The sequence below is a fragment of the Nonomuraea fuscirosea genome (assembly GCF_003001935.1).
Lineage (GTDB): Bacteria > Actinomycetota > Actinomycetes > Streptosporangiales > Streptosporangiaceae > Nonomuraea > Nonomuraea fuscirosea.
Map to the genome: position 1 here is coordinate 751,174 of NZ_PVNG01000002.1, position 15,686 is coordinate 766,859.

Consider the following 15,686-nt stretch of genomic DNA (forward strand, 5'->3'; position numbering starts at 1 on the left):
GGCGCTCACCGGACGCGCTCCGCGAGGTCGGTCACCGCGTTCACGAGGCCGGGGCCGTTCAGCATGACCAGGTCGTTGTGCCCGGCCCCCGCCACCTCCACGGTCGTCGCGTCCGCCGCCTCGGCCACCGCCCGGCTCAGGCGCGGGGGGACGATCGTGTCGCGGGTGCCGTACACGACGACGACCGGGGCGCGGACCCGGGCGATGTCCCGCGCTACGGGGAAGTGGTCGCGCAGCAGGGCGCGTACCGGGAGGAACGGGTAGTTGACCTGGCCGGCGGCGGCCAGGTCGGTGAACGGCGAGCGCAGCACCAGCCCGTCCGGCCGCCGCTCCAGCGCGAGCCTGGTCGCGACCGCCGCGCCCAGGCTCTCGCCGAAGTAGATCACCCGCGAGGTGCGGACGAGGTCGCGCGCGGCCAGCGCGTCGAGGAACAGGCCCTCCTCGGTCGGGCTGCCCGGGTTGCCGCCGTAGCCGCGATAGTCCATCAGCAGGACCGGCAGCCCGTACGCGGCCAGCGCCCTGGCCAGGGGCGCGCGGTGCAGCCGGTTGCCCGCGTTGCCGCCGGTGACCAGCACGGTCACGTCGCGGTCGCCGGGCACGTGCCAGGCGGCGAGCCTGAGCCCGTCGCGGGTGGTGAACGAGACGTCGCGCGCCCCAGGGATCACCTCGGCGGCCGGCGGCACCGGGCCCCGGTCGGGCAGGTAGATGAGCCGCCGCTGGAACACCCACAGCAGGCCGAGCAGCAGGAGCAGCACGACCACGACCACCAGGGCGGTGCGCGTCAGCGTAGTCACGACAACCACGGTACGCACACCGCCCGCAACCCGGCCGCGATGGTCACCTACGGAAGCACGCGGCCGGCGGTGATCATGTCCGAGGTGGTGCGGCGGCGGGGAGTCACAGCCGGGAAGGAGCGGCGGCGGTCACGAGTTCGCCGAGGAGACGACCGCGCCTGCCTGGACGACGTGGCGCAGGTGCTTGGCCGGGTCGGCGAGGACGCCGATGTCCGCCAGCGGGTCCCCGTCCAGCACGAGCAGGTCGGCGTGCGCTCCCACGGCCAGCGTGCCGAGCTCGCCCGCCCGCCCGGCCAGCTCCGCCGCGCCGATGGTGGCCGACCGCAGCACGTCGATCGGCCGCTGCACCTCGGCCCGCAGCCGGAACTCGTGGTTCTGGTGCCGGTGCATGCCGCCGAGCAGGTCCGTCCCGTACGCCAGCCGCACGCCCCCGCGCGCCGCCCGTTCCAGCGCGACGATGCCCGCGTCCAGCACGTCGTCCACCTTGCGCCAGCTGCTCTCGGACAGCCCGAACTCGCGGCCCTCCTGCTTGAGCGCCCAGTACGTCACCAGCGTCGGCACCAGGTAGGCGTCGTGCCGCAGGAACAGCTCGACGCTGGCGTCGTCGATCAGGTTGCCGTGCTCGATCGAGCGCACCCCGGCGTCGAGGGCCCGGTTGACGGCGCGGGCGGTGTAGGCGTGGGCGGCGACGTACCGGTTGGCGGCCTCGGCCTCCTCGACGGCGGCGCGCAGCTCGTCCACCGAGAACTGGGTCGAGTCGATCCGGTCGGTCGGCGAGGCGACGCCGCCTGAGGCCATCACCTTGATGTGGTCCGCGCCCTTGCGCAGCTCGTCGCGGGCGGCGGCGCGCACCGCGTCGGCCCCGTCGACCACCCGCCCGACACCCGCGCAGCACGGGTGGTCGTCGTTCAGGTGCTCGCCCCGGCCGCGGAGGTCGGCGTGGCCGCCGGTCTGGCTCAGCCCCTTGCCGCAGAACAGCAGCCGCGGGCCCCGGATCAGGCCCTCCGCCTGGGCGTCGGCGAGCCCGAAGTCGGCGCCCGAGCAGTCGCGGACCGTGGTGAAGCCGCGATCGAGCATGCCGCCCATGATGCGGGCGCTGTGCGCGGCGACGTACGCGGGCGACATGGAGCCGAGCCTGCCCAGGTCCGCGGTCGAGGCGGTGACGTGCACGTGCGCGTCGATCAGGCCGGGCACGACGTGAGCGCCGGCCAGGTCGATCACCCGCGTGCCGTCGGGGGCGCGCAGCCCTCGTCCCGTCTCGGCGACGCGGCCGTCGGCGCAGCGCAGGTCGCCTTCGGCGTACTCGCCGGTCGTCACGTCGAGCAGCAGGGCGTTACGCAGCAGCAGGCTCATGCGGCACCTCCGGACAGCGCGGGAGCGGCCTTCGCGGCGATGGCCCGGGCGGCGGCGACGGAGTCGTCGTCGTAGCGGCCCTCGGCGTCGAGGATGTTGAGCACGCCGAGCACGCCGCCGTCCGTCCCGATCACGGGCACGTTGACGATCGAACCGCAGCCGAGGCTCTCGATCAGCTCGTGGTCGGCGAAGATCTCCCGTACGGCCGCGCGGTCGCGGCCGAAGTACGGCTCGCCCCGCTCGATGCAGGTGGCCAGCCAGCCCTGGGCGACCTCGACGGTCTTCTCGCCGCCCACCGGGTACTCCACGGGGTGGCTGCTGTGCACGCGGCGCAGCGCCCGCCGTTCCGGCACCCAGGCCAGCACGGTGAACAGCCGCACGCCCACCTCCCTGCGCACCGTCTCTTCCAGCTCGTTCAGGTCGTCGATCACTTGGTCGCCTCCTCGGCGGTGGATTCGGTCAGCTCTTCCAGTGAACGCCCGGCCGTGGCCAGACCGAACACGACCACACACACCACCCCGGCCACCAGCACGGCCGTGGTCAGCCCGAACACGCCGGCGAAGCCGAGGCTGGCGGCCGACAGTCCGATGATCGTCGGCGCCAGGATGCTGCCGACCCGCCCGAACGCGCTGGACAGGCCGGAGCCGGTCGCCCGGATCCAGGTCGGGAAGACCTCGGGGGTGTAGGAGTAGACGCCGGCGTACGTGCCGTTCAGGAAGAACGACAGCACCGCGCCCGCGATCGTGATGGTGACGGGCGAGTCCATCTGCGACAGCCAGAAGGCGCTGACCGCCGAACCGCCGAGGTAGATCGCGATCGTGTTCTTGCGGTCCAGCCGCTCGGACAGCCACGCGGCGGAGAAGTAGCCGGGGATCTGGGCCAGATAGATGATGATCGAGAACTCGAAGCTCTTGGTCACGGTGATGCCGCGCTGCACGAGCAGGGTGGGGATCCAGGAGAAGAACCCGTAGTACGAGAACGTGATCACGAACCACACCAGCCAGATCACCGCCGTGCGCCTGGCCATGGCGGGGCTCCACAGGAACTTCAGCGCGTTGAGCAGGTTCACCTTCGGCGTGTGCGTCACGGGCGCGACGGCGGCGTCGGGCACCGGTGGCAGCGGCGCGCCGGTGGCTCGTTCGACGCGGCGCTCCAGGTCGGCCACCACCGCCTCGGCCTCGTCCGTACGGCCCTGCTGGAGCAGGAAGCGCGGTGACTCCGGCAGCGAGCGGCGCCACCACAGCAGCATGACGATCGGCAGCGCGGTGACCACCTGCGCGATCCGCCAGCCGTCGTCGAACGTCGGCACCACGAACCGCCCGATCAGCGCCGCCATCACGAACCCGAACGAGAAGAAGCCGGCCAGCGCGCCGATGAACCAGCCGCGCCGGTTGGCGGGCACGAACTCGGACAGGAACGGCGCGATGATCGCGCTCTCCGCCCCCGCGCCCGCTCCGGCCAGCACGCGGGCGCCGAGGAAGATCTCGTAGTTCGGGGCGAACGCGGCCACGACGGAGAAGACGGCGTAGAAGGCGAGCGCGTACATCATCACCTTCTTGCGGCCGATGCGGTCGCCGAGCAGGCCCGCCACGGTCGCGCCGAACAGGAACCCGAACGGCGTCGCCGAGCCGATGATGCCGAGCTGGCCGTTGGAGAGGTCCCAGGCCTCCTGGGCGCTCGGCAGCAGGAACGCGACGACGGCGGAGTCCATGCCGTCGAAGGTGTAGCCGAGGCCGCCGATCAGGAGGAGGAGATAGTGCGGACGGCTCAGGGGGAGCCGGTCCAGCCGGGCCAACAAGGTCATCTGACACACCTTTCCCCAGGTCCTGGCCCTGTAGGTCGAATTCGAAGCAACATATAGTGCGGATGGCTAAAATTGCAATGTTCTTTGCAAGTTAGAGTGGTGCCGACCGCGTAGCATGTTCCGGGCCGCGGGACGCGCTCACGCTCGGATCCCGGGCCCGGGGGGAAGGGCGGAAGGGGACAGGTGACAGAGGGCGCGGTCGTGCCGGAAGAGCTGGGGAGCGCGGACAGTTACGAGGACTGGCTGCGTGAGCGGTTGCCGGTGCGCGGGCTGCGCGGCAAGGCGGCCGCCGTGCTCGAAGTCCTGCTGTCGCAACCGCGCCGCGCCTCGTTCGGCTCGGCGCAGGAGCTGGCCCAGCTCGCCGGCGTCAACGTCGCCACCGTCACCCGCACCGCGCAGGCGCTCGGCTTCGCCGGCTGGCCGGCGCTCCAGCAGGAGCTGCGCGCCCGCTACCTGTCCTCGCTCAGCGCCGGCCAGGTGGCCGCCGAGCACCGGGGCACCGGCTCGCCCAGCTCCCGCTCGCTGCGCCGCGACCTCGACAGCCTGGCGGTGCTCAACCGGCGCCTGGACGAGAGCGTGCTGCTCACGATCGCCGAGGCGATGGCGGCGGCGCGGCACACCGTGATCGTCGCCGACGGCAGCTACGCCGCCGTCGGGCTGGCGCTCGCGCACAACGCCCGGCTGGCCGGCTATCCGGTACGCGCGGTGACGGCGGGGGACGCGGAGCTGGCCAACGCCATGGCAGCGATCGGTGAGGGCGACGTCCTGATCGCGATCAGCTTCTGGCGCCTGTACCAGAGCACGGTGCTGGCCGCCAACGAGGCCCGTTCGCGCGGGGTGCGGGTGTTCGCGCTGACCGACGCGGCCAGCCCGGCCCTGGCCAGCGCGGCGGAGCAGGTGGTGATCGTGCCGGCGGAGGGCGAGGCGTTCTTCCCCTCGCTCACGGCCGGCATCGCCGTGGCGCAGGCCCTGGTCACCCAGCTGGCCGCGGTGGATCCGGCGCGTACGGGAGCCTCGATCGAGGCGGCGGAGGCGATGTGGGCCAAGTTCGGCCTGCTCCACCGCCGCCCCACCGCCGGCGACCCCTCCTGACCCACCCGGACGACCCCGTGCGACCTTTCGGCCGGCCGGCGGGCGCCTGCCCGCCGAGCCGCGTGGCGTCATCGGCCCCGCCTCGGGCGTATTCCCGCCGTATTCCAGGCTGCTTCCGGCGCGTGCGACGATCACGCCAGTGACCTGGACCAGGGGATCGCTGCTGCCGGAGTACCTGTCTCCGGCGTTGCGGAGGAGCGATCTCCGTCCGGGAGAAGGAGGCACGATGAACCACCTCAGGACAGCCATCGTCGGCGCCGCTGTCGCGGCGGCGAGCGTCATTCTGGCCCAACCGGCCCTGGCGGCGAGCTTCCAGCGCGACGTCGGCGACGGAATCGTCCGTTACGACGACACCACCAACGAGATGTGCGTCCGCGCCGACAACACCACCGGGACGGCCTGGGTGGAGGTCACCCTCACCCGCCCGGGGGTGATCGGCACGCCCATCGTCATCAGGGACGACAACGTCAAGCACCCGGACGCCACCTGCAAGCAGGTCTCCGCCTTCGACAACGTCACCTACCGGGCCGACTACGAAAGCTTCTGGAGCGGCCGGGGCACCATCCTGCGCGGATCGTTCCAGTTCACGACCTGAGGCTTCGGCCTGACGCCGCGTTGACCGGCGGGCCGCCGGCGCCTCTCCGGCGGCCCGCCGACCTACCGTGTCACAGCCAGCTGGCCCGCACGCTGATGCCCGAGCCGTCGCCCTCGGGGAGCCCCGCCTGCCCGGCGCGGACGGCGTCGAGCAGGCGGGCGACCGTCTCGACGATCTCCGGCGTCCGCTCGCGCAGGCCCGTCACGTCGGCGGGGCTCACCTCGTCCGCCCCGACCCCGGCCTGATCCAGCACCGCCTCCAGGTCGGCCAGCCGCTCGCCGAGCCACTTGAGCGGCTCCTGCGACAACTGCCGGTCGAACACCCGCCGCCCCGGCTCCCAGCCGTCCACCCCCGGGTGGTGGTGGGTGCGGTCGAAGCTTCCCGGCGTCCCCGAGACCGACTCCAGCAGGTCGACCCGCCAGATCGGGCGGTCCACGGTGATCGGCCTGGCCGAGTAGATGGAGCCCTTCAGCTCGCCCTGGTCGAGCCGGCGCAGCTCCAGCCGCACCCCGCGTTCGGCCCCCTCCTGCCCGGCCAGCGGGTCGGGGTCGACGAAGTAGATGTCGCTCACGGCCACGCCGATCCGATCGAAGCCGAAGAGGTAGAGCACGGGAGACCACATCCTTCGCGAGGGTTCGTGCACGCCTTGTTCAACGTAACACCGCCGTCCGACGCCGGATCAAGGCCCCTCGACCGGCCTCGACGCCGCCGGATCGCCGGATCGCCGGATCGAGGTCCCGGCGTCCGTGCGGCGGGGAAGCGTCAGGGTTCGACGAGGCCGGCGCGGATGGCGTAGCGGGTCAGGTCCAGGCGGTCGCGCATGCCGAGCTTCGCGAGGATGTTGGCCCGGTGCCGGTCGACCGTCTTCACGCTGATCACCAGCGTCTCGGCGATCTCCTTGGCCGAGTTGCCCTCCGCGATCAGCTTGACGATCTCCTCCTCGCGCGGCGTCAGGATGCTCTCCGGCATGCGGTCGCCCTCCCGGTTGCGCTGCAGGTAGTCGCGGATCAGCGCGGTCACCGCGCCCGGGTAGAGGAACGGCTCCCCGCGCATCGCGGCCCGGCACGCCTCCAGCAGGTCCTGGTCGGCGACCGACTTGAGCACGTAGCCGGAGGCGCCGACCTTGAGCGACTCGAAGAAGTACTGCTCGTTGTCGTACATGGACAGGATCAGGATGCGCACGCCGGGCGCCCGGCGGGAGATCTCCCTGGCGGCCTGGAGACCCGTCATGCGCGGCATCGCGATGTCGAGGATGGCCAGGTCCACCGTCTCCTCGGAGGCCGCGGCGACGGCCTCGGCGCCGTCGGCGGCCTCGGCGACCACCTCCAGGTCGGGCTCGGCGTCGAGGATGAGCCGCAGCCCCTGGCGGACGAGCGCGTGGTCGTCGGCCAGCAGGATCCGGGTCTTGTTCACGAGAGTGTGCTCCGATCCGAGGGGTCCGGGATGACCAGGCGCACATGGGTGCCCTCGCCTGGCGGGGAGTCGACGCTCAGCCGGGCGCCGATGAGCAGGGCGCGTTCGCGCATGCCCCGGATCCCGGCGCCGTCCTCGCCCGCGCCGCCTCGGCCGTTGTCGGAGATGCGCAGGACCAGGCGGCCGTCCTCGGTCGTGAGCGACAGCTCGGCGCGGGTGGCGCGGGCGTGCCTGGCGATGTTGGTCAGGCTCTCCTGCGCGATCCGGTAGAGGACCAGCTCGACGTCCGCGCCCAGCGCCGGATGGTCCGGTTCGACGGCGCGGGTGACCGGGATGCCGCCCATCCGGGAGAGGTCGGTGGCCAGCGCGCTGAGCGCGGCGTGCAGCCCGAGGTCCTCCAGTACGCCGGGGCGCAGGCGGCGGGCGACCTGGCGGACCTCGTCGAGGCTGGCGCGTACGGTCTCCTGCACCCCGTGCAGCTCCTCGCACAGGTCGGCGGGCGCCCGGTCGACCACCCGCTTCAGGGCGAGGAGCACCACGGTCAGGCTCTGGCCGATCTCGTCGTGCAGCTCGCGGGCGATGCGCTGGCGTTCGCCCTCCTGCGCGGCCAGCGCGTGCGCGCTGCTCGCGCTGCGCTCGGCCTCCAGCCGGTCCAGCATCGCGTTGAACGTGTCGATGAGATGGGTGAGGTCGCTGTTGCCGCTGTCGGCCAGCCGGTCGCCGGTCCGCAGCAGGTCCACCCGCTGCATGAGCGTGGTCAGCGCGTCCAGCGGGGCCAGGCTGCGGCGCAGCAGCAGCGCGTTGGCGAAGAGCATCACCGCCAGCCCCACCAGCAGCACCGGCACCTCGGCCAGCAGCACCGGGGAGGATACGGTGGCGGGAGAGAGCGCGAGCACGAGCGTGCCGGCGGCGAAGACCAGCCCGTTGATCAGCACCAGCCGGCGGAACAACGCCTGAGCCGGTGGCCGCGGCGCTCCCTGGCCGCTCGCGTCACCCGGCCGCCCCCCTGCGCGGTCGTTCATACCACCAGCCTCTTCGTTGCCGGACCTGGTTGTCCATCCGGTCTGGCCCTCATCCGGCGAATCGTCCTACATGTTGTATCCCTGCCCAGATGGGTGTCATGCCCAATAGTGCGGAAGTGCGTTCGCCGGAAGACTGGGGGAGAGCCGGATGGGAGGAAAGCGACATGGACGTCACTCGCACGACCGTGCCGGGCAGCGGCCCGGGGAGAGACATCGTGCATCACCTCGTCACCCGCGCGGGCCAGCGCTTCGGTCTGCTCGTGGAGAGCGGCGGGCGGCGGCGGTTCCTCGTCTACGACTCCGCCGACGCCGACGTGCCGGCGCAGACCATCGTCCTCGACCAGGACGAAGCCGATCAGGTCGCCGACCTGTTGCACAGCAGGCCCGTACCCGACCGGCTGGCCGACCTGGAACGCCGCGTCGCCCGGTTGGCCGGAGCGGCGCCATGACGTCGCCGGGGACACCCGGTCGACTCGTCGAACGGGATGATGTCATGCATGCCAGCAATATCGCCGTGAACCTGCCCACGGTGACCGTCCACGACCCCGTCACCAAAGCCGTGCGGATCATGGCCCTGGGCCGGATGCCCGGCCTGATCGTCGTGGACGGCCGGGGGCGCCCGTCCTGCGTGCTCCCGGGGACGCAGGTGCTGCGCCTGGCCGTGCCGGGGGCTTACCAGGAGGACCCGGCGCTCTGCCGGACGATCGACGAGGCGCACGCCGACCTGTTCTGGGGTGAGCTGGGCGACCTGACGGTGGGCGACTGCCTGCCGCAGCGGCCCGCCACGCCCGCGACGGTCCGGCTCGACGCGACCCTGCTGGAGGTGGCGGCCCTGATGGCCCGCCTGCGCAGCCCGATCGTCGCGGTCGTCGGCCCCGACGGCGTCCTCGCCGGGGCGATCACCCTGGAGCGGCTGCTGACCACCCTGGTCCTGTCCGGCTCGGACGACTGACCCCTTTTCCCTGACCGGGCGCGCGCCTTCGGCCGCGCCCGGGTCGCCGCATGTTCACCGTTCGGAGGCCCTTGCCATGCGCTCGCCGTACTCGCCGTACCGTCTGTCCCGTGCCCTTCCGTCATGTCCTGACCGTCACCTCTGTCCCGCCGGGCGCACCGTGCAGGCCGGACCGCCGGGACAGGACGGATGAGCGCCTTCGTCGCACTGGCGATCTTCCTGGTGGCCTTCTTCTTCATCGCCACCGAGAAGGCCAACAAGGTCAAAGTCGTGCTCATCGCCGCCGGGCTGATGGCCGTCACGGGCCTCATCCCCGGCGCCGAGGTGTTCTTCTCCGAGCACGAGGGCATCGACTGGAACGTCATCTTCCTGCTCTTCGGCATGATGGTCATCGTCGGCATCATCAAGCAGACGGGGATCTTCGACTATCTCGCCATCTGGGCGGCCAAGCGGTCGAAAGGACGGCCGTACCGGCTGATGGTCATGCTGATGGCGATCACCGCCGTCGCCTCGCCCTTCCTCGACAACGTCACCACCATCATGCTGGTCGCGCCGGTCACCATCGTGGTGTGCAACCGGCTGCGGATCGCGGCGCAGCCGTACCTGATCGCGGAGGTGCTGGCCTCCAACATCGGCGGCGCGGCCACGCTCATCGGTGACCCGCCGAACATCATCATCGGCAGCCGCGCCGGGCTGACCTTCAACGACTTCCTCGTGCACATGGCCCCGATCGTGGTGGTCATCTTCGCCGTGTTCGTGCTGCTTTCGCGCTGGCTGTTCCGCAACTCGTTCCAGTACAACGCCGAGCACGTGGCCGAGGTGATGGCGCTGCAGGAGCGGCGGGCGATCACCGACCCGCGGCTGCTGGTGCGCTGCCTGGTGGTGCTGGGCGCGGTCGTGGTCGGGTTCGGGCTGCACGCGGTGGTGCACATCGAGCCGTCGATCGTGGCGCTGGTGGGCGCCGGGGTGATGCTGCTGGTCTCCCGCGCCAGCGTGTCCGACGTGCTGGACGAGGTCGAGTGGCCCACGCTGGTCTTCTTCATGGGGCTGTTCGTCATGGTCGGGGGCCTCGTGCACACCGGCCTGATCGCCTCGATCGGCACGTGGGCGGTGGAGACGCTGGGCGACAACTACTTCGTCGCCGCGACGGCGCTGCTGTTCGGCTCCAGCGCGCTGGGCGCCTTCTTCGACAACATCCCGTACGTCGCCACGACCGCCCCCATCGTCGAGGGCGTGGTCGCCGCGGCCCCCGACCCGCAGATCGGCCAGGCGCTGTGGTGGGCCTTCGCCCTGGGCGCCGACTTCGGCGGGAACGGCACCGCGGTCGCGGCCAGCGCCAACGTGGTGGCCATCGGGATCGCCGCGCGCAACGGGCACAAGATCTCCTTCTGGCAGTTCACCAGGTACGGCATCGTGGTCACGATCCTGAGCACGCTGATGGCCTGGCTGTACGTCTGGATGCGGTACTTCACCTGACGCCGTGTCCCCGTGCCTGAGCCCGTGCCTGAGCCCGTGCCTGAGCCCGTGCCTGAGCCCGTGCCTGAGCCCGTGCCTGAGCCCGCACCTGAGCCCGCACCTGAGCCCGTCCCTGAGGGCGGGCCAGGGGTAAATCAGGGACGATCACCGATGATCCGGGCGGGAGACACGCGGCATCGTGACAGGTATGAACCCCGCGAACCGCCTGGCCCAGATCTCCTTCACCGCCGGACCCGCTGCCCTGCTGGCCGGTTGGTTCCTCATGCGTCCCATTCACGGGGGCCTGGAACCGGGGCCCTGGTGGACCGCCGCGCACGCGCTGTGGCTGGCCGCCTTCCTGATGTTCGGCGTGATGACGGCGGCGATGCGCGGCCTGGCGGGGCCGGTGACGGGCGGGCGGCGGGTGGCGGTGACGGCGCTGACGGGGCTCGCCCTGTTCAGCGTGGCCGCCAACCTCGCCCAGCTCGGCATCGACCTGTACGCCGGATTCGCCGCGGCGGACGGGGCGGCGCTGCGGGCGCTGCTGGAGCAGGTGCAGGGCTACCCGGGGGTGGACCCGCTGGTGTACGGCCCGGGGGCGCAACTGTTCTACGCCGCGCTGCTCGTCCAGGCGGTCCTGCTCGGCGTGCTGCGCCGGGTGACGCCGGTCAGCGCGGCGGTCACGGCCGGCGGCGTGGTGCTGCTGGCGGCGGCCACGTTCATGGACGGCAGGGGCTCGAACCTGGTCGCCGTGGGCATGGCGGTGCTGTGGCTCGGCGCGCTGCTGCTCGGCCGCGGAACCTCCGATTCCGAGACGAGCACGAGCACCCCGTCCAGGGAACTGACCGCCGCGTGATCGGAGACGGTCGGCGCCGTCGGCACGTAAGCTGCCGATTACCGCGACGACGCACCACCAGCCGGCCGGTGCGTCGAGCCGGCTTCCTCGCGGCGGTGGAAGGGGCGCAGTGCAGTTCGCAGTGTTGGGTCCGCTCGCGGTCCGGCGGGCCGGTGCAGACCTGGATCTCGGCACGCCCAAGGCGCGGACGCTGCTGGCGGTGCTGCTCTGTTATCCGGGCCGGCCGGTCTCCGCGCCCTTCCTGGCGGAGGCGTTGTGGGGCGACGAACCGCCCAAGAGCGCGGTCAAGAACGTGCAGACGTACGTGCACCGGCTGCGGCGGCGCCTCGGCGACCCGGAGCGGATCGCCTCCCGTGGCCGGGCGTACCTGCTGCGGGTGGACCGCGCCGAGCTGGACGCCGCCCGGTTCAGGGACCTCGCCGCCGCGGGGCGTACGGCGGAGACCGCTGGAGACCTGCCCGGGGCCGGCCGGCTGCTGAGCGAGGCGCTGGGCCTCTGGCGCGGACCGGCGTTCTCCGGCATGTCCGGCGTCCCGGTCCTGACGGCGGAGGCCGCGCGGCTGACCGAGGTGCGACTCGGGGCGCTGGAGCTGCGAATCGACGTCGACCTGCGCCTCGGCCGCCATGCCGCGCTGCTGGGCGAGCTGACGGCCCTGACCGGTGAACACCCGCTGCGGGAACGGCTCTGGGCCCAGCTCATGCTGGCGTTGTACCGGTCCGGCCGCCGGGCCGACGCGCTGGAGGCGTACCGGAGGGCCCGGCACACGCTGGTCGAGCAGGCCGGCCTGGACCCCGGCGCCGAACTACGCCACCTCCACCAGGCGATCCTCGCCCAGGAGGACACCCTGAACCCGGCGTCACCCCAGCACGGAACCGCACTCGCGGGTCCGTCCGGTGAGGCGGCCTCGTCCCGGTCTGGTGCGGCGCTCGCGGGTCCGTCCGGTGAGGCGGCCTCGTCCCGGTCCGGCGCTGCGCCCTCGGGCCCGTCCGGCGCGGTGCCCTCGCCTCCGGAGGAAGCGGACAGCACACCGCTCTCGCCTCAGGACGGCGAAGAGCCGTCATCTCCGGACGAAACGGCGGCCCCGCCGCCGGAGCGGCGCCCGCCCGTCCCCCGCATGCTCCCTCCGGCGCTCGGCGACTTCACCGGTCAGGACATGGAGCTGGCGGAGATCACGGCGTGGCTCTCCAAGGAGCGCTCACCCGACGAGGCGACCCCCGTGGTGGCCGTCTCCGGGCGTGGCGGGGTCGGCAAGAGCACGCTCGCGATCACCGCCGCGCACCGCCTGCGCCCTGACTACGCCGACGGGCAGCTCTACGCCGTGCTCGGCGGCGCCCGCCCGCACGACCCGTACGCCGTGCTGGGCCGATTCCTGCGGGCGCTCGGCGTGCCGGCCGCCGCGCTGCCGGACGACGCGGACGAGCGGTGCGGCCTCTACCGGAGCCTGCTGGCGGACCGCAGGATGCTGGTGGTGCTGGACGACGCCTGGGACGAGGGCCAGATCGCCTCGCTGCTGCCGGGCAGCGGCGGCTGCGGGGTGATCGTCACGGGCCGGGCCCGGCTCGGCGGCCTGGCCGGCGCGCGGCTGGTCGAGCTGGGCGAGCTGGCCGACTCCGACGGCGAGCGCCTGCTGCACCGCATCGCGGGCGCCAAGCTGGGCCAGGCCGATCCGCAGGACGTGCGCAGCCTGGTACGCGCGTGCGCCGGGCTGCCGCTGGCCTTACGGATCGCCGGGTCGCTGCTGGTCTCCCGGCCGCACTGGCGGGTGGCCGACCTGGTCGCGCAGCTGGGCGACGCCCGGCACCGGCTGGACGGCCTGCGTTACCGCGACCTCGCGGTCCGGGCCAGCTTCGAGCTGAGCTACCGGCGGCTGTCGCCCGCGGCCCGGCGCCTGTTCCGGCTGCTCGGGCTGCTGGAGGCGCCCGACTTCCCGGCCTGGACGGCCGCCGCGGTGCTTGACGCGGAGACGGCCCGGGCACAGGGGCTCCTGGACGAGCTGGTCGACGTGAACCTGCTGGACGTGGTCACGACGTTCGAAGCGCGGGCGCGCTACCGCTTCCACGACCTGATCAGGGCGTACGCGAGAGAACGGGCGGAGGCGGAGGAGACCCCGGAACAGCGCGAAGAGGCGCTGATCCGGGCGTTCGGCGCGTTGCTCGCGCTGACGGGCTTCGTCTTCCGGGCGCAGACCGGCTACGACGAGCTGACCAGGGGCGACGCGCCGCGCTGGCGCCCCGGCGAGGTGACCGGCGCCTTCCCGCCGGCGGCCGACCCGCTGTCGCTGCTGGCGGCGGAGGGCCCGGCGCTGCTGGCCGCCATCGGGCAGGCCGCGGACCTCGGCCTGGACGAGATCTGCTGGGAGCTGGCCCTCGGCACCGAGACCCTGTTCCAGGCCCGGCGTTCGCTCGACCGCTGGGAGAACGCGTACGGTCCCGCGCTCGCCCTGACCGAGACGGCGGGCAACAAGCGGGGCCAGGCCGCGCTGCTGGCCTCGCTGGCCGGGGTGCACTTCATGCGGCGCCGCTTCGACCTGGCCGAGGACTGCTGCACCAGGGCCGTGCGGCTGTTCCAGGAGATCGGCGACCGGATGGGGGAGGCCCAGGCGCTGCAGTACCTCCCGTACGTGCTGGTGGCCGCCGGCCGGCTGAGTGAGGCGATCGCGCTGGGCCTGGAGATCCGCGGTCTGCTCACCGAGCTCGGCCAGACCAGCTCGGCCCTCGACGTGTACGCGCAGGTGGGGCGGGCGCTGCTGGAAGACGGCCGGACCGGAGAGGCGGCCGGCGTGCTCACCGAGGTGGTCGCCGAGGCGGAGGCCAGCGGGAACCGGGTGCTGATCGTACGGGACTCCTACTGGCTGGCCCTGGCCCGGCTCGACCTGGGCCGGACCGCCGAGGCGGAGGCGGCCATCGCCACGCTGTCCGCCCGCGCCGAGGTGCTGGGGGCCACCGGCTCCCTCTACGCGGCCCACGCCCGGGGCCGGCTGCTGCTGGCCCGCGGCGACCACTCCGAGGCAGGGTGGCAACTGTCCGCCGGGCTGGAGGCCGCGCGTGGGCACGACGACGTGCTCATGCAGGTACGGATCCTGCTCGCCCTGTCGGACCTGCACGCCGGCCAGGTCGAGGGGATCCGGCATGCCGAGCAGGCGCTCGGCTTGGCCCGGGACATGAACGACGCGGTGAACACGGCTCGCGCGCTCGACCGGCTGGCCCGCCTGCGTGCCGCCGCCGGCGACCACGACGCCGCGGCGCGCGCCGGCCGCGAGGCGGCGGCGATTCGCGCCAGAATCGGCTGAGAAAGCGCTCCGGCCCTGGCCGAAGCCGGCTGAGCAGTGCACCACTCTCGGAGCACCACAGAGTTTATCCAAGGCCTCTGTCCGGAAGGGCACTCATGAAACTCAGATCCGGTTTCATGGTGATCGCGCTCGCCGGTGCGGCGATTTCCGTCACGCCCGCCGCCGCGTACGCCGACCACTACACCACGTACAAGAACAATGCCGCCGTCGGCGGCACCCTCTACCTCCACGCGTCGAGCGGCCCCAGGAAGGGAGGCCGCACCAGCATCGGCGGCAGCCTTTTCCGTGTCTACGCGAACACCTACAACGGCGCGGACGGCGGCCTGTACGCCACCTCGAATTCGGTCAGCACGATCGTCGTCCTCACTCATCTGCGGTACAACCTCGGCCGCAGCGGCTGCAAATGGACGCTGGGCGGTTCGAACACCCGCGTGAACCTGAAATGCGAATCGCGCATCGCCTCTTAGGAAGGGCAGCATGACATGAGAAAATCTTTCATCATGACGGCCGCGGGGGCCGCCGCGATCGGCCTTTTCCTCGTCGGCACGGCACAGACCGGCACCGCGACCTCCAAGGCCCCGATCGAGCAGCTGTCCCTCATGTCCCGGGCGCAGGCTCCGGCCGATCGGCTGCCCGCGTTCGTCGCCGCGGGGACCGAGGTCGGCGACCTGGTCGGCGCGGACACGACCCGGCGGCTCGGCTCCTCCGGCGCCGGCACGTACTGGTCGGGGGTCGACGCCAAGGGCCGGCTCTGCCTGATCACCGTCATCGGCGACCAGAAGGCCGACTTCGTCGCCGGCGCTTCGTGCGCGGAGCCGTCCGACTTCGCCGGTCAGGGCGTCGGCCTCCAGGTGGCCGGCCCGCCCGGCGCGAGCGAGGCCTATCTCCTGCCGGACGGCGTGCCCGCCGCGCAGCTGGGCGGCGCGTACACCGTGGTGGCGCCGAACCTGGTGCTGTCCGACCCGGCCGCGCCGGAGGCCGCCCCGCGCAGCGTCGCCGGTACGGGCGGGACCCTCACCCTCTCCGACCTGTCACCTACCGTGGCGCGATGAGCGCGGGGA

16 protein-coding genes are annotated in these 15,686 nt (G+C 72.6%); 9 read left to right on the forward strand and 7 right to left on the reverse strand.

Features of this window, described 5'->3' with window-relative positions:
- Positions 1-5 precede the first annotated feature (5 nt).
- The 4 genes from B0I32_RS06835 to B0I32_RS06850 form a co-directional block, all read right to left on the reverse strand.
- A complete protein-coding gene (locus tag B0I32_RS06835) occupies positions 6-794 on the reverse strand; it encodes an alpha/beta hydrolase (RefSeq protein ID WP_245955641.1) in 789 nt (262 codons plus the stop codon).
- Positions 795-923: 129 nt separating this feature from the next.
- The gene (locus tag B0I32_RS06840) at positions 924-2,147 is read right to left on the reverse strand and encodes a metal-dependent hydrolase family protein (RefSeq protein ID WP_106235930.1); all 1,224 of its coding nucleotides are present in this window, start codon (positions 2,145-2,147) and stop codon (positions 924-926) included.
- Entirely contained in the window at positions 2,144-2,578 is a 435-nt protein-coding gene (locus B0I32_RS06845) for a GAF domain-containing protein (RefSeq protein WP_106235932.1), read from the reverse strand. The genes B0I32_RS06840 and B0I32_RS06845 overlap by 4 nt, the downstream gene beginning before the upstream one ends.
- Positions 2,575-3,951: an MFS transporter gene (locus B0I32_RS06850; protein WP_106235933.1), complete on the reverse strand. Its 1,377-nt coding sequence runs from the start codon at positions 3,949-3,951 to the stop codon at positions 2,575-2,577. Before B0I32_RS06850 ends, B0I32_RS06845 begins: the two co-directional genes overlap by 4 nt.
- A gap of 183 nt (positions 3,952-4,134) precedes the next feature.
- On the opposite strand from B0I32_RS06850, the gene B0I32_RS06855 reads away from it, so the two are divergent.
- Together B0I32_RS06855 and B0I32_RS06860 are read left to right on the forward strand one after the other, a co-directional pair.
- Positions 4,135-5,043 (forward strand): MurR/RpiR family transcriptional regulator, encoded by a 909-nt coding sequence (locus tag B0I32_RS06855; RefSeq protein ID WP_245955642.1) that lies wholly within the window; start codon positions 4,135-4,137, stop codon positions 5,041-5,043.
- A gap of 226 nt (positions 5,044-5,269) precedes the next feature.
- Complete coding sequence (locus tag B0I32_RS06860; protein ID WP_106235935.1) at positions 5,270-5,638, forward strand: hypothetical protein; 369 nt, start codon at positions 5,270-5,272, stop codon at positions 5,636-5,638.
- Positions 5,639-5,708: 70 nt separating this feature from the next.
- Here B0I32_RS06860 and B0I32_RS06865 read toward each other — a convergent pair whose 3' ends face one another.
- From B0I32_RS06865 to B0I32_RS06875, 3 genes are all read right to left on the reverse strand, one after another.
- The gene (locus tag B0I32_RS06865) at positions 5,709-6,248 is read right to left on the reverse strand and encodes a hypothetical protein (protein ID WP_106235936.1); all 540 of its coding nucleotides are present in this window, start codon (positions 6,246-6,248) and stop codon (positions 5,709-5,711) included.
- A 152-nt stretch (positions 6,249-6,400) separates the two neighbouring features.
- A complete protein-coding gene (locus B0I32_RS06870) occupies positions 6,401-7,051 on the reverse strand; it encodes a response regulator (RefSeq protein ID WP_106235938.1) in 651 nt (216 codons plus the stop codon).
- Positions 7,048-8,073, reverse strand: a complete 1,026-nt coding sequence (locus B0I32_RS06875; protein WP_106235940.1) for a sensor histidine kinase — start codon at positions 8,071-8,073, stop codon at positions 7,048-7,050. Before B0I32_RS06875 ends, B0I32_RS06870 begins: the two co-directional genes overlap by 4 nt.
- A gap of 164 nt (positions 8,074-8,237) precedes the next feature.
- On the opposite strand from B0I32_RS06875, the gene B0I32_RS06880 reads away from it, so the two are divergent.
- From B0I32_RS06880 to B0I32_RS06910, 7 genes are all read left to right on the forward strand, one after another.
- Positions 8,238-8,522 carry a cation:proton antiporter regulatory subunit gene (locus tag B0I32_RS06880; protein ID WP_106235941.1) on the forward strand — a complete coding sequence of 95 codons (285 nt, stop codon included), beginning with the start codon at positions 8,238-8,240 and terminating at the stop codon, positions 8,520-8,522.
- A gap of 44 nt (positions 8,523-8,566) precedes the next feature.
- Complete coding sequence (locus B0I32_RS06885; RefSeq protein ID WP_106235943.1) at positions 8,567-9,025, forward strand: CBS domain-containing protein; 459 nt, start codon at positions 8,567-8,569, stop codon at positions 9,023-9,025.
- A gap of 189 nt (positions 9,026-9,214) precedes the next feature.
- Positions 9,215-10,501, forward strand: a complete 1,287-nt coding sequence (locus B0I32_RS06890) for an ArsB/NhaD family transporter (RefSeq protein ID WP_106235944.1) — start codon at positions 9,215-9,217, stop codon at positions 10,499-10,501.
- A 187-nt stretch (positions 10,502-10,688) separates the two neighbouring features.
- Positions 10,689-11,336, forward strand: coding sequence for a hypothetical protein (locus B0I32_RS06895; RefSeq protein ID WP_106235946.1), 648 nt, complete (start codon positions 10,689-10,691; stop codon positions 11,334-11,336).
- Between the two features lie 109 nt (positions 11,337-11,445).
- Complete coding sequence (locus tag B0I32_RS06900) at positions 11,446-14,625, forward strand: AfsR/SARP family transcriptional regulator (RefSeq protein ID WP_106235947.1); 3,180 nt, start codon at positions 11,446-11,448, stop codon at positions 14,623-14,625.
- Positions 14,626-14,741: 116 nt separating this feature from the next.
- Positions 14,742-15,092, forward strand: coding sequence for a hypothetical protein (locus B0I32_RS06905; RefSeq protein ID WP_106235949.1), 351 nt, complete (start codon positions 14,742-14,744; stop codon positions 15,090-15,092).
- Between the two features lie 15 nt (positions 15,093-15,107).
- Positions 15,108-15,677, forward strand: coding sequence for a hypothetical protein (locus B0I32_RS06910; protein WP_146178069.1), 570 nt, complete (start codon positions 15,108-15,110; stop codon positions 15,675-15,677).
- Positions 15,678-15,686: the final 9 nt, after the last annotated feature.

What these genes read in the sequence shown, in the direction of transcription:
- B0I32_RS06840 (WP_106235930.1), bottom strand. Translation starts at nt 2,147, where the DNA reads ATGAGCCTGCTGCTGCGTAACGCCCTGCTGCTCGACGTGACGACCGGC.
- B0I32_RS06850 (WP_106235933.1), bottom strand. Translation starts at nt 3,951, where the DNA reads ATGACCTTGTTGGCCCGGCTGGACCGGCTCCCCCTGAGCCGTCCGCAC.
- B0I32_RS06860 (WP_106235935.1), top strand. Translation starts at nt 5,270, where the DNA reads ATGAACCACCTCAGGACAGCCATCGTCGGCGCCGCTGTCGCGGCGGCG.
- B0I32_RS06875 (WP_106235940.1), bottom strand. Translation starts at nt 8,073, where the DNA reads ATGAACGACCGCGCAGGGGGGCGGCCGGGTGACGCGAGCGGCCAGGGA.
- B0I32_RS06880 (WP_106235941.1), top strand. Translation starts at nt 8,238, where the DNA reads ATGGACGTCACTCGCACGACCGTGCCGGGCAGCGGCCCGGGGAGAGAC.
- B0I32_RS06885 (WP_106235943.1), top strand. Translation starts at nt 8,567, where the DNA reads ATGCATGCCAGCAATATCGCCGTGAACCTGCCCACGGTGACCGTCCAC.
- B0I32_RS06890 (WP_106235944.1), top strand. Translation starts at nt 9,215, where the DNA reads ATGAGCGCCTTCGTCGCACTGGCGATCTTCCTGGTGGCCTTCTTCTTC.
- B0I32_RS06895 (WP_106235946.1), top strand. Translation starts at nt 10,689, where the DNA reads ATGAACCCCGCGAACCGCCTGGCCCAGATCTCCTTCACCGCCGGACCC.
- B0I32_RS06905 (WP_106235949.1), top strand. Translation starts at nt 14,742, where the DNA reads ATGGTGATCGCGCTCGCCGGTGCGGCGATTTCCGTCACGCCCGCCGCC.
- B0I32_RS06910 (WP_146178069.1), top strand. Translation starts at nt 15,108, where the DNA reads ATGAGAAAATCTTTCATCATGACGGCCGCGGGGGCCGCCGCGATCGGC.